The organism is Vibrio celticus (assembly GCF_024347335.1).
Lineage (GTDB): Bacteria > Pseudomonadota > Gammaproteobacteria > Enterobacterales > Vibrionaceae > Vibrio > Vibrio celticus.
This window is the reverse complement of the sequence record NZ_AP025463.1, coordinates 734,643-748,768: the sequence shown is the minus strand read 5'-3', so window position 1 is coordinate 748,768 and position 14,126 is coordinate 734,643. Positions and strand designations below refer to the sequence as shown.

At 44.6% G+C, this 14,126-nt stretch carries 9 protein-coding genes and 1 pseudogene; 4 read left to right on the top strand and 6 right to left on the bottom strand.

Translation table 11 applies throughout. The features are described 5' to 3' along the window. Window position 1: 1 nt before the first annotated feature. The 4 genes from OCV19_RS03555 to xni all read left to right on the top strand — a co-directional run bounded on the left by OCV19_RS03555 (window position 2) and on the right by xni (window position 6,486). Window positions 2-2,260 (top strand): tetratricopeptide repeat protein, encoded by a 2,259-nt coding sequence (locus tag OCV19_RS03555; protein ID WP_065676691.1) that lies wholly within the window; start codon window positions 2-4, stop codon window positions 2,258-2,260. Window positions 2,261-2,378: 118 nt separating this feature from the next. Then, on the top strand, window positions 2,379-3,944 hold the full coding sequence (locus tag OCV19_RS03550) for a sensor domain-containing diguanylate cyclase (protein ID WP_065676692.1): 1,566 nt from the start codon (window positions 2,379-2,381) through the stop codon (window positions 3,942-3,944). A gap of 243 nt (window positions 3,945-4,187) precedes the next feature. Beyond that, the gene (gene ppnN, locus OCV19_RS03545; RefSeq protein WP_065676693.1) at window positions 4,188-5,552 is read left to right on the top strand and encodes a nucleotide 5'-monophosphate nucleosidase PpnN; all 1,365 of its coding nucleotides are present in this window, start codon (window positions 4,188-4,190) and stop codon (window positions 5,550-5,552) included. Window positions 5,553-5,712: 160 nt separating this feature from the next. Next, entirely contained in the window at window positions 5,713-6,486 is a 774-nt protein-coding gene (xni, locus tag OCV19_RS03540) for a flap endonuclease Xni (RefSeq protein WP_065676694.1), read from the top strand. 104 nt (window positions 6,487-6,590) lie between these two features. On the opposite strand, the gene OCV19_RS03535 is transcribed toward xni, so the two are convergent. From OCV19_RS03535 to OCV19_RS03510, 6 genes and pseudogenes are all read right to left on the bottom strand, one after another. Continuing rightward, window positions 6,591-8,621: a TonB-dependent receptor plug domain-containing protein gene (locus tag OCV19_RS03535; RefSeq protein ID WP_065676695.1), complete on the bottom strand. Its 2,031-nt coding sequence runs from the start codon at window positions 8,619-8,621 to the stop codon at window positions 6,591-6,593. Between the two features lie 421 nt (window positions 8,622-9,042). Next, window positions 9,043-10,349, bottom strand: a pseudogene (locus tag OCV19_RS03530) (IS4 family transposase). Between the two features lie 133 nt (window positions 10,350-10,482). Continuing rightward, entirely contained in the window at window positions 10,483-11,574 is a 1,092-nt protein-coding gene (gene rlmM / locus OCV19_RS03525) for a 23S rRNA (cytidine(2498)-2'-O)-methyltransferase RlmM (protein WP_065677584.1), read from the bottom strand. Further along, the gene (locus OCV19_RS03520) at window positions 11,571-11,969 is read right to left on the bottom strand and encodes a DUF423 domain-containing protein (RefSeq protein WP_059020016.1); all 399 of its coding nucleotides are present in this window, start codon (window positions 11,967-11,969) and stop codon (window positions 11,571-11,573) included. Before OCV19_RS03520 ends, rlmM begins: the two co-directional genes overlap by 4 nt. Then, window positions 11,959-12,582: an alpha/beta fold hydrolase gene (locus OCV19_RS03515; RefSeq protein ID WP_059020018.1), complete on the bottom strand. Its 624-nt coding sequence runs from the start codon at window positions 12,580-12,582 to the stop codon at window positions 11,959-11,961. Before OCV19_RS03515 ends, OCV19_RS03520 begins: the two co-directional genes overlap by 11 nt. Then, complete coding sequence (locus OCV19_RS03510; protein WP_012604639.1) at window positions 12,575-13,483, bottom strand: transcriptional regulator GcvA; 909 nt, start codon at window positions 13,481-13,483, stop codon at window positions 12,575-12,577. The genes OCV19_RS03515 and OCV19_RS03510 overlap by 8 nt, the downstream gene beginning before the upstream one ends. Between the last annotated feature and the right edge of the window lie 643 nt (window positions 13,484-14,126).

Genomic DNA, 14,126 nt, shown 5'->3' with positions numbered 1-14,126 from the left:
AATGCGTTGGTTATACGTTGTTAGTCTATTTATTTTAAGCTTAAGCACATCGGTCAATGCGTCAGTTTATTCGTCGGCGCTACTCAATGAAGCCAATAACTTGGTTGAGATCGAGCCGAGCCAAGCAAAACAAATGGCCAACAGCTACCTAACGCTACGTGTCCTTTCTGATCAACGCGAGAAAAGTCCTTCAGCTATTTCTCGCGAAGAGACAGACTCTTCGATTCGTACTCCAAACAGCAGCATCGATGCTTACAAGATACTAGCGAAAGCCGAGTACAACCTTGGCAACATTCGCATTGCGATTCAGCACATCGACAAAGCCTCTGAGCTCGCGAAAACCTATAAGCTTGAGTACCTCAAACTGGATCTCGAGATCCTAAAAGTACGCTTACTTTGGCTAAGTGACAGAAAGTCAGCCAAAGCAAAGGCAGAGCTGGCCAATATTGAAACAAACCTAGAATCGGTGAATAAAACCTTACGTCTGACGGAAGGCATCACCTATCGCTTGATTATGTTGAAAGCCGACATCGCCTCTTACGACAACAAGGTAGATGAAGCCGAAAAGTTCTATCAAGAAGCGAAGACCTATCTCGACCAACGTTACTCTGAAAAAGTGACCATTGACTACCACATCTCGGTTGGTGAGTTTTACCTGAACCACAAAGAGTACAACCACGCGCTATCTGAGTTGTTGTATGGCTATTGGAAGTCGGTAGAAGGCAACTTAAGCTCTCGTTTGGCTAAGGTAAACCGCTTACTGGCGCAGCTTTTCTTTGAGCGCCAAGTACTCGATAAAGCACTAGAACACCTATCTCAAGCCGCTGATTTTTACGACAACTTTGAAAACTCCCCAGTATTAGCACAAGTGCTTAAAAAGATGGGTGATGTGTACTTCTTCCAAGGTAAATACAACCTAGCCCTTGTACACTTTTTCAATGTTCTAGATCACGAGAGTACTGACCGAGATATCCACCAAGTCATTGATATTCGTCTAAGTTTATCGGCAACCTACTTACGTCTTTATAACTACCCTCTTGCAGAACAGTACCTAACCCGTGCCCTTGAGTTACTGGAATATACCGACATTCCAAAGCTGGAAGGTCGAGCTGCGCTGCTATCGGCAGGGTTGGCGTATCACCTGCAAGAAAGCGAAGACGTGATCAAGCATGCGACACGTGCACTTGAGATCTCGCGTCAGGTAGAAAATATGCGCCTGTCGCAACGCTCATACTACTTACTCTCTTTAGGCTATGAGCAGGCTGGTCGCCCACAGCAAGCGTTGGCAAATCTTAAGCAGTACAACAGCCTTGTCTCTTTAGAGCAGCAAAAACTCAACCGTGTTGGCGAAGACGCGTTCCGTCAACAGAAAGAATTTGCCGAACAAACCCTGCACTACGCTGGCCAAGCGCAAGAGCTAGAGCAATACAAACTGGAGCATCGTAAGTTCCAAAAGATATCGTTCGCCCTATTCCTGTTCAGCATTGTCTTGTTCTTCTTTGTTCTGCGCCGTGGCTATCTCATTCAAACCTTAGCCAAAGAAGTGGACTCACTGCGCACCGACCTATTTACGCACTCACGTTCAAAGCTTCCGAACTTAAGAATGCTCAATGCGAAGCTCTCTAACTCGCTGGAACAAACCAGCCAAACCTTCGAACAATGGCAACTTGGCGAGCTCATTCATGAACCACTCAACGACCGCTTACGCTTCGTGATGATTGATTTACCGTTTCTACGAAATATGTATACGCAGAACGGTTACAAAGCGGGTCTAGAGCTCGAAGACGCTTTCGGTGAGTTTCTAAAATCTAAGCTTGAAGGCCCTGCTCGTGTTTACCATTTCTCGGACGCGAACCTGCTTTATATCGAACCTAACTCAGACCGTGATTTGTCGCCGGAAGCCATGTTCAGAAAGATTCAATCTTGGGTGAATGACTTCGAAACAGAGCGAAACATCAACCGAACGGTCCGTATGGGCATCGCTGACTACCCATTCTTGCCACGCGCTTACACTGCAATTAACGATCAAGAGCTGCTCGACGTATTGTTGATGTCGACCAATCTAGCTCGTGAGATCAGTCTCAAAGAACGCAGTAGCCAATGGGTCTATCTAAAAGCTATCGATAATGCACCAGCAGCAAGCCTTGCAACTGGTAACATAAGAGAAGCGTGTAAACATGCGATTAATCAAGGGTTAATAAAAATACAATCCTCGTACCAGAATGAGGACAACATCAAAAAAATGCTAAAAGATGACTGATTTGCGAGCGGTTAAGACTTGCAAGTCGTGACCTTATTTTTAGTTTTGTTATTATCGATGTAACGGAATTTCATCAAAATGATCGAGATCGGTCTACGCGGCGCTAATTAATACATCTATGGGCATTCTTGAAAAAGACATTCAGGCGCAACTCCACCAGCTGAAATCTCAGTTGGAGCAGGTCCGTTTGACGCAAAGAGACACCTCGTTCAAGTTTATTAGAGAACAGAAAGTTCTAAAGCGTATCGTCACGTCTTTAAGTGATGCATGTGTTGGCAGTAACAGCCATTTAGATGAAAACCTCATTGCCCTTAGGGAAGAGCTAGAAAAGCAAAAAGACATTAGCTCGATGATCCCAAAGCTGGCAGTATTAGAAAGGATGCTTAAGCAGAAAACGTTGGCTATGGATAAACAGAACGGATATCTGGACGATAGCATTAAGCACAGTGGGGAAACGCTGCAGCGCATAACTGGCCTTCCAGCACAGCTAAAACGCGACCTACGAAACTTACTTAGCTTCTCCGAATGCAATGGCAGTCAGAAAGTCGACCATGCCATGAAACTTCTAGGTATTTATGAGCGTGCCATAAAGATTATGGCGAATAACTCACGCACCCATTTTGCCGACGCTGCGCACTCTCCAGAACAAGAGCTCCTTTCCGACCTATCAAACGAATTACAACATCTGATCACTGAACTCGACTTCGAGGGTGAATCGGGTGATCTGCTTACCGATATTCGAGCAAAACTGCTGCTTGGTGTTTCTACACAAAATCTACTTGAGCTGACACTTCAGATCCTCAAATTGGTTATTGAAGGCACCAACCTAGAACGTAAAAAATCTGAACAATTCATCGACCAGCTTAATGCTTCTCTAGCGTCCAGCATCAAAACGGCAGACCAAAATGCTGACCAGAGCCAGAGCTACTTTGAGCACCGCCAAGGTCTGAACTCTGAGTTAAATGAACTTGTCACTAGAAGCCAAAGCTCGGTAGATAAAGCGAAGGATATTGATAGTTTAAAGCTGTCGATTAACCCGCTACTCAGTGAAATCGCCTCTCTTTCGGAAAGACTGAACCACGCAGAGCAGAAAGAACAAGCTCTGATAGAGAGAATGAGTTACGGAAAGACTCAGTTAGACTCACTCTATGAAGTGACGCAAGATTACCGTAAGCGCTTGGAAGATCAGGCTCAGCGTATGCTGCTTGATCCTCTAACCAAGGTTTACAATCGCACTGCCTTTACTGATCGCTTAGAGCTTGAGTATCGCCGCTGGATCCGCGCGCAACATTCGCTACGCGTAGTACTGCTCGACATCGACAACTTCAAAGCAATTAACGATAGCTTTGGTTATACCGCGGGCGATAAAGCACTCAAGATCATCGCAAGAACCATCACCAAAGAAGCAGGCACCACCGATACTGTGGCTCGTTTTTCAGGTGAAGAGTTTGTGTTACTGCTGCCAGAGCAAACCGATGAATATTGCCATCAGGTGATTCAAAGCATTCAAACTCAAGTAAGCCGCTTACCCTTTAAGTTCCGTGACCAACAAATCACGATCACTTTATGCGCGGCAAGCACTCAGTTTAAAGAGTCAGATACACCGGAAGAAGTGTTAGAACGACTCAATACAACGCTAAATAAAGCAAAACAACGCGGTAACAACCAACTTGTTTGGCACTAGGCCAGCTCTAGATTTAATTTATTTCATTTTTTCAAATACTTATCACATACCATTTCCTTCAATGTTTGCTAAGCTAATGATTAACATTCGCTTAACAAGCATTCTTGGCAAGCAACGCTGTCGTATCCGTTTCGTCTGGTTAACTCTCTCCTACCTTTAACCAAACACTTTCAACGTTTGCTTCTCACTCTCGAGCCAGAGGGTCACTTCAACGTCCCCTGCTCTTTTCAACAAGGAGGCACTATGATCACTCATATCAGCCCTGCCGGTAGCATGGATTTACTCTCTCAACTTGAGGTTGAGCGTCTTAAGAAAACCGCGTCTAGTGATCTGTACCAACTGTATCGTAACTGTACGTTAGCGGTCCTGAACTCAGGTAGCCACACCGACAACTCCAAAGAGTTGCTCGACAAATATCTGTCGTTCGATGTCGAAGTCGTGCGCCGTGAGCGTGGTATTAAGCTCGAACTAAGCAACCCACCAGAGCATGCCTTTGTTGATGGTGAAATCATCAAGGGTATTCAAGAACACCTATTCTCAGTGTTGCGTGACATTGTTTACGTCAACATGCATTTAGCCGATAACCAAAGGCTCAACCTCACTAATGCCACTCACATTACCAACCTTGTGTTTGGTATCTTGAGAAATGCAGGTGCGCTGACGCCAGGCATCGAGCCTAACCTGATTGTATGTTGGGGTGGTCACTCTATTAATGCCAGCGAGTACCAATACACTCGTGAAGTCGGTAATGAGCTCGGCCTGCGTGAACTGAATATCTGTACCGGTTGTGGACCGGGTGCAATGGAAGGCCCAATGAAAGGGGCTGCCATTGGTCACGCGAAGCAGCGTTACACCGATCATCGTTATCTGGGGCTTACCGAGCCTTCGATCATTGCGGCTGAGCCACCAAACCCAATCGTGAACGAACTGGTGATCATGCCAGATATTGAGAAGCGTCTTGAGGCGTTTGTTCGTATGGCACATGGCATCATCATTTTCCCAGGCGGCCCCGGCACGGCCGAAGAGTTGCTGTACATCTTAGGGATAATGATGCACCCGAATAACGCTGAGCAGCCAATGCCGATTGTGTTAACGGGTTCGAAAGAGAGCGAAGCCTACTTCCGCTCAATCGATAAGTTCATTGGTGAAACTCTAGGTCCTGATGCGCAGAAACATTATGAAATCGTGATTGATGACCCAGCACGCGCTGCGAAAATCATGAAACAAGCGATGCCAGATGTGCGTTCTCACCGTAAAGAAACCGGTGATGCCTACAGCTACAACTGGTCACTGCATATTGAGCCTGAGTTCCAACTGCCATTCGACCCAACACACGAGTCTATGGCGGCGCTTGATCTTCATATGGACCAAAAAACAGAGAGCCTAGCCGCTAATTTACGTAAAGCGTTCTCAGGCATTGTCGCAGGTAACGTCAAAGCCGAAGGTATTCTCGAGATCGAGAAGCACGGCCCATTCCTAATTGATGGCGACAAAGAGCTAATGACCAAGATGGACCAACTGCTGAATGACTTTGTTGAGCAAGATCGAATGAAGCTACCGGGTGGTACGGACTACGTGCCTTGCTATAAAATCGCACCGAGCGAATAGGCACACTCATTAACGAGTAAGTAGATAAGTGATAACCAATTGGTAGACATAAAGTTAATCAGGTTATGACGTTTACGTCGCTAACGTTTCAACTCACTAAGTGATACGTTACTATAAGGGGCTAGCAGCCCCTTTTTTATTGCCTATTTAGTGGAAACTTATGTCTATCCATCTTGTTATTATCGATGCCTTAAACCTCATCCGACGCGTGCACTCTGTTCAGCCGGATCCAACCGATATAGCAAGAACCATTACCACCACAATTCGCACTCTCAATAAGATTCTGAATGAATCAAAGCCCACCCACATCATCGCGGTATTTGATCACCATTTACAAGACCGTGGCTGGCGCGCAGATGTGCTTCCTGCTTATAAGCAGAATCGTAAACCGATGCCAGAACCATTGATGAAAGGCCTTGATGCTATTCAACAAGCTTGGTGGGAGTTAGGCATTGATTCACTGCTGTCTGATGGCGATGAAGCGGATGATCTCGTCGCAACACTGGCAAAGAAAGTGGCTGACCACGGAGAAACCGTCACCATCGTCTCGACGGATAAGGGCTACTGCCAACTGTTGTCACCAACGCTTCAGATCCGAGATTACTTCCAGCACCGCTGGTTAGATAAACCCTTTATCGAAGCTGAGTTTGGCGTTAAACCTGAACAACTGGCGGATTACTGGGGATTAACGGGCGTAAGCTCAAGCCAAGTACCGGGCATCCCAGGTATCGGACCAAAAGCAGCCAAAGAGATATTGACCACTTACCCAGATATCGAAGCGGCCTATCAAGCAGAAGATCTACCGAAAAAATATCGTAAGAAGTTCGACGAACACATCGAATCCGCTCGTGTATGTAAACAAGTATCAGCACTCAAAACAGACATTGATTTAGGGTTCAATCTGCAAGATATTCGCTACGAAGCAAACTCTTAGATCCCTACTCTCTATATACAAAGCTTCTGAAGCAGAAAAGCCTTAGTTCACACTAAGGCTTTTTGTTATATACGGCTGCCGCCTAAGCGGATTCAGTCGGATGATTAGAAGTTATAAGCGATAGACGCTTTGAAGTTACGACCTGCTTCGTAGCTGGTGTACTTATCTGAACCCCAAGAAATACCAAAACCAGTATGCTCTGCGTACTTCTTATCAAGCAGGTTATCGACACCAAGGTTCACTTCTAGATCTTTAGCAAACGTTGGAGTGTAAGCCGCCCAAATGTTATGCGTAGCGAAACCAGCACGTTTAACCTGTTCACCATCTTCGTCCATGTAGTCATTACCCGGTACAAAGCGTGAATCCCAACCAAACACAAACTCGCTGTTTAGGCTGTAGTTAAAGCCCGCTTTGAAGTTGTGAATACCTGTTTTACTCATATGGCTCGTTTTGCCATTCTCTAGGTCTTTCTGGTCACCATCAGAGTATGAGTGGTTAGCGTAAACACTTAACGCATCTAGCTCATAGCTCAATACGGTTTCAACACCCCACACTTCAACATCATATTGGTTTGCTAATGTTGAGTTGTTCTTAGTTGGATGCATCTGATTATCAAGATTGTAGGTGTAAGCCGTAAAACCTAGGATAGCGTAATCAGCAGCAAGCAGACGTGTCAGCTCGTAATCAAAACCCGCTTCGTAGTTGTTACCCGTCATCGCTTTGGTATTAGACTGGTTAACATCAGGTGCAGCTTTCATCGTCAATGCTTCTGGCAATGATGCCCCCTTAAACAGACGACCATAGCCCACACGAAGTTTTAAGTTATCCGTGGTTTGGTATTCACCCTTGAACTTTGGAGACAGCTGATCAAAATCACCATCGTAAACACCACCAAGTTTATGAACATCGTAACGCAAACCGCTCGTTAAGCGGAAATCGCTGAACTCATACATATCTTGCACGTAAAGACCGTAAGCAGTCACAGTGCCGCCATCCATACCGTACTTCTTAGTTTGACCTTGTTGCGAACCACTTTGGTACACACCATCGCCAGCATCAATCCATTGTTCAGCCTTGTAACCATCTAGACCGTAGGTCAATTCATGCTGACCAACCCAAGAGATGTTACGAATATCACCACCGATGGTCGTCACGTTGTATTCACGGTCTGGGATAGCAATCGTGCCATCTTTAATCCAGTTACCGTTCGCGCCTTTATCCCACGCCGTATCAACAAGCGCATCGCGCTCCATGTACTGGCGGTTGTAGTAAACATTGGTTTTCAGATGCACCAAATCACTACCAGCATCGTACTCATGTTGCAAAGTTACTGTATCGCGGTTTAGCGAGTGGTAGTTGTGTTCATCATCAGCATACAGTGCACCCGCCTTCTCACCAGACAGCTGACGCTTACCACCATCGTTGTAACGGTTGAAGGTCAATTTAAATTCGTTGGCATCATTCGGAATGAAAACAACCTTAGCAAAACCAGACTTAAGCTCACCTTGCTTAGACGTTACTGCTTCCTGATCAGGAATATGTAGGTCGCCATCTTCTGAGTAATTTGCAATGCCCATGAACTGCAGCTTGTCGTTCACTTTTGCGTACACAGCAACGTTGGTTGCGAAACGCTCGTAAGCCGTTTGGTAGCTTGTTTTTACTCGAGCACCAACACTTTCACCCGGTTTAAGCAGATCGCTTGGGTCTTTGGTTTCGTAGCTAAATGAGCCGTTGATCGCGCCAGAACCCGAAAGCGCTGAGTTACCACCCAGCTCAATTTCAGCACGCTTTAGCATCGCAGGGTCAATCGCCTGATCGCCCGAGTGGTGGAATAGTTGCCCTTCTTGACGAGCGCCATCAATCGTCACAACGGCAAATTTATCTTCCATACCACGTACATAGACTTTACGAGAGTAACGTGCATTTCCGTCTACCGTCACACTCGGCATAGTGTTCAAAACATCCTTGATGTCTGATGCTTGTTTCTTTTCAAGGGTGTCTGAGTTAATTTCAGTCTGAACAAGTTGATCAAGAGCGGAACCGATAACCACTACGGTTTCTTGTTCGTCGGCAGCAAGCGCCGTAAATGAAGTTAAGGCAACCGTTACGGCTACTGATAGTGCTTTAAGTTTCATATTCTATTTTTATATTTTATAAGTTCGAGTGAGGAGGCGTGAATATTACATAATTTGAATGATAATTCTTATCATTTACATTCTTTGCTTACATTCACTTACTTTTAATAAAATAGAATTTGATTAACATGTTCTGGCTGTAAAACTTACTTTGTTTTGCTGCTGAATTATTGAATAAAGCCTTGTTCGAATCACCCCTGAATTAGGTAGCCGTAAGTCTCGTTCACTTACGGCTTTTTTCATCTCAGATCACGGCTAATGTAGGATATTTGGCGATTTTCATGTCAGTTGTATTGATAATCACAACACCAGCACCTGACTAATGAATGCAACTTCTGGCGACATATAGCCATAGATTCAACCCAGCGTTTGCCAAACTGCAGATACAAAAAATGCTCCTTAAAGGAGTAATGCCGTTCACTTAAGAGTGAACGGCATTTTTGTTCTTAGCATACCGTTGTGGTCTGGGTTTAACTGTTCTAGGGAATGTCCTTTCCCTTCGCCCTTCAAGTATTAAGCTTTCAGCCATGTTGTGGAACCCCTTTAGCTGACGAGGTATTGCGCCTGGTGTTGAGTAAGGTAAGCCTACAAGTAACGCAGATACATGAGCTAATGTGCCGTTAAAACTGAGTTGATAAGGAAGGTAATTTCCCTTTAGATTGAAGCAGAGCTCGACCATCTGGTATCGGATTAAATTGTAAGTAAGCAAGATGCCCCATAACTCCTGCTTTACCAGTTCTGGTAAACGACTTCGCAGCGTGAGACGATTTCCAAGCATGTATTGTTTCTGCTCTCGGTAGCCTAGCTCAATTTCCCAACGATGTTCATAAAGGCCTGCAATATCTTTTGATGGGTAACGCAGGGAGTCCGTCATGGAGGTTAATACTTGGTAGTCTTTTCCTTTAATTTTACGAGTGACAAGTCGAGCGGTTATCGACTTTGGTAAATCAGGCCATAGCTTTCTAGCCCTTGGGTTACTGTGTAATTGAACCAGTTTGTCATTTCGCCCTAAAGATTGAACAATGTCATATTGTGTATTTTTCTTGAGGGGGATAAGCCAATGACGCTCTGAGCCAGAGTCTTGCCATTTATGTAATAAGCCTAAAGAATAGAACCCTTATCGAACATTGTCACGCTATGGTTTGGTGTTGTTTCTATCAGTTTTTCAGCTAATATCATTTCGTTTGTATTGTAATTATCAAAGGCACTGGCCGTAATAATGTGACTGCTTAGTTCCATTTGGCAGACCATTCTCACTTGCGGATATTGCGTCCCTTTTTGTCGAGAAAATGCCTTTTCATTTTGCGGGTTATCGGGCGTTCGCCAAACAACGCCATCGACGCCAAGAAGCGTTAATCCATTCCACTGGGGTAACTTTGCACTTTTTAACCATGACGTAGTCATTCGCTCAAAGACCGCTTTAATTACGTCTTCACCCAACGTCTTTCGACGTTGAGTTAACGCACTTGGTGCGACAAAAGCTTTACCTGTACGGTCGACAATATCAAGTTGGTTCACTAAATCTTTCATGGATTTACTGTTATAGATAGCCATTCCAACAAGCAGCCACACCATGGATTCTAAAGTTAATTTCCTCTTTCTCATCGTGACGGTATCAGTAAGAGAATAAGCTTCGTCGATGAGGTCAATTGGAAGCAAGTCAGACAAAGTTTCAACGTTGCTAGGTTTCCAATCATTAATTATGTTTAGAGCTTGAGAAACATCCATAAAAAAATCCAAGTGCATTAAATACACTTGGATTTTGACAGCTCTGAAGGATCGTTCAACCGATCACTTTGGCTTTAACTGATCGGCATTACCTTAAAGGAGCATTTTTATCACTGACACACTAACGTAAATATTAGTGCGGTGAGATGTTTGAAAGCGCCTGAATATGAACCGTGATCTCTTCGCGATCGTGGTAAAGGTGCTTAGCCTGCATCTTGAACTTCACTTTGTTCTCAATAAGGAACACTTTTAGGTTCTCGATATCTTGCAGTACTTCATCGTAACGGCCTTTCATAGGCAGTTTAAGGTTGAACAGTGCTTCTTTCGCCCAACCTTTGATGATCCACTCACCCATAAGGTGTGCAACACGAGCTGGCTTCTCAACCATGTCACAGATAATCCAAGTTACGTTCTTACGGTCTGGTTCAAACTTAAAGCCATCCACCATGTGGTGCTTAATTTGACCCGTTTCCATTAGGTTGTCTGCCATCATGCCGTTATCAACACAGTGAACGAACATCGAGCGCTTAACCAATTGGTAAGTCCAACCACCTGGACACGCACCTAAATCAACACCCCACATACCTGGAGCCAGACGCTCGTCCCACTCATCACGAGGGATGAATACGTGGAATGCTTCTTCTAGCTTCAATGTAGAACGGCTTGGCGCATCTGATGGGAATTTCAGACGAGGGATACCCATAAAGAACTGTGAGTTGTTCGTTGGGTAAGAGTAACCAACAAAACAGTGCCCTGGAGCGATAAAGCATAAATGAAGCACAGGCTTCTTAGCGTTATCTTTCGCTGTCATCAGGCCTTTACCACGCATAGCTTGACGCATCGGCACAGTAAACTTACGGCAGAACTTCAAAAGCTCTTTTGCTTCGTTAGTGTCTGGCGTTTCAATACGGATATCACCACAACGAGGGAAACCTTCTTTCTCAGAAAGCGCCTCAAGAATTGGAGAAATACGGTCATCGGTTGGCAGGTCTTTAATTTCAACAGCCACTGCTAGCATTTGACGAGCAAAGATCAGTGATTGGAAATCGATCTCTTTGATCAGCTTATCCGCTTCACCTGCTTGGTAACATTCAAACAATACAAAGCCTGTATTGTTCTTTAGGCGAGGAAAACCAAACACTTCCAGTTGTGTTGCCTTGTCTTGAATTTCGCCAGCACATTCTTTTTCAAAACCAGAGCGACAATAAAGTAGTACGTGTTTCACTGAGTTACCTCTTTTATATTCAAAGCAGCGAAGGAGAAGACTCCCCAACCAATGATAAATAGTAGACCACCAAACGGTGTTATAGGGCCAAACCATTTTATTCCTGTCAGTGCCAAGCTATAAAGGCTGCCACTAAAACAAAGGATGCCGATGATAAAGCAAATTGCCGCAATGAAAAAATATTTTTGTGATTTAGCGCCAAGTTTCATCTGAAGCAGAGCACCACACGCCAATATCGCCAGAGTATGGATAAATTGGTACTGAACACCGGTCTCAAACACACCTAACAGATATTCAGGCAAGATAGCTTTCAAACCGTGAGCTGCAAAGGCGCCAAGCATCACAGCAACCGCGCCAGAGATGCCAGCAAACGTGAGTAAATACTTACTTCTCATTGAGCACCTCTTTGATAAACGCTGATAACTTCTCAACGGTTAACGCAATATTCTGCTGTTCGGTGTAACCAGAACTCTTACGAGGTTTAAAGCTGTGGTCGCCATCGGGAATAAATTCAACACGAATAGAATCAGACAGATCAAAATCAGCAAACTCTTCACGCTTACCAAAGGTATCGCGCTCACCTTGTAAAATGAGGCATGGCTTTGCTAACTCAGCCAGATGCTCACCTTTGTATTTCTCGGGTTTACCTGGTGGGTGGAAAGGAAAGCCTAAACACGCCATTGCTGCCACCTTATCAAGTTCAGACAAATGGCTCGCCATACGCCCTCCCATCGACTTACCACCAATCACAAGCTTATCGGCATCAACCTGCTCAATAATCTCTTGATAGGCTTCAAGTAGCTTAGGCGCTCTGTCAGGTGGACGACGCTTACCATCTTCAGCACGTTTAATCATGTAAGGGAAGTTGAAACGAATCACTCTTATCCCTTTAAAGGCTAGCCCTTTGGCTACCGACTGCATGAACTCATGATCCATACCTGCGCCAGCACCATGGGCAAAGATAAAGGTGATCGGATTGTCTTCACCATCAATGATGACGTTATTCATCGAGTAAGTCCTCTTGTTCACTTTGCGCTTTCGCTAGCATCCAGTCGCGGAAGGTAGCAATACGACCCATGTCGGCTTGTTTCTCATGACAAACCACATAGAAGGCGTTCTTACTCACCAACACTTCATCAAAAGGCGCAATCAAACGACCCGCTTCGATTTCAGGCTGCGCCAACACGTTGTTGCCCAGAGCAATGCCCTGGCCGTGAGCAGCTGCCTGCAGCACCATGGTTGAGTGACTGAAGATAGGGCCGTGATTAACGTTTACGCCATCGATGCCATTTTGCTTAGCAAACTGTTTCCAATCCTTTCGAGAGGTATCATGCAATAGCGTATGACATGCTAAATCACTGAGAGATTCTAATGGTTTTACTCCTAGCAGCACGGAAGGTGAGCAAAGAGGGATCAAGTATTCCTGGTAAAGCTTATCGGCTCTAAGCCCCGACCAATTTCCTCGACCATAATAGATAGCGACGTCTACATCATCGGTCAGCGAGCCTTCATCCATATCAACGGCTTTGATCCTTACATCAATATCAGGTTCTTGCTGATTAAAGTCAGCGAGCCTTGGTACCAACCATTGAATAGCAAAACTCGGCGGTAAACTGATGGTCAATGCGCCCTTCTCACTTCGCTCAAGCACTTTATCCGTCGCTTCTGCCAGTGACGTGAAAATATCTTTGATATCTAAGAAGTAGCTTTGGCCTTCTTCAGTCAGCAGCAAAGAACGGTTTCTTCGGCGAAACAGCTTCAAAGACAGGAACTCTTCAAGCGCTTTGATCTGATGGCTGACCGCCGCTTGAGTAACAAACAACTCTTCTGCGGCACGCGTAAAACTCAAGTGTCGAGCTGCTGCTTCAAACACTCTTAGCGAGTTTAATGGGGGTAATCGACGAGACATAGTTACTCTCTAAATAAGCATTAGTTTTTTTTATCTGAAACATTATAATTTGTCCATTGCCTAGCGGCCAGAGAAATTCTATATTTCATCCCGCAGCAGCTAGCCTGAACGGCTTGATTCTCTCTAGAATCAATTGGCTTAGCTCCTGCGATGTTGTGTTTGCAAACTCGTTCTTTTCGAGTTGGGTAGAGTTCTACCAAATGTTTTGTTGCAGTTTATACTGAAACGAGGCATGTACTTCCTGTATTTATTTTGACCTGTCTGTCAAATTTGTTTACACCGCCTTATGGGCGGTGTTTTTTTATGTGCAAAGAAATGTAACAACAAGTTTATCAATAGCTGTACTAATTAATCTTTATTATTTTTCATCGCTAATCACAGAATCAGACACCCACTCAAATAATCAACTGAACACATACAAATAGCACCATTGAGTTGCACTAAAAAGTAACAGAATACTTCAAGATACTCACACTTCTTCGGTACTTATAAGCCCGTTTAGAGCTTACTTTTTCTATCAATCAAAAATTTCAAAGCTGAGCATGACGATAGCACGCCCAAACTCACGCCTCTGTCTGACTACTGTAAATCATTCACAATAGAAAATAAAAAAGCCGCTTACTTTTCAGTAAACGGCTTTGCA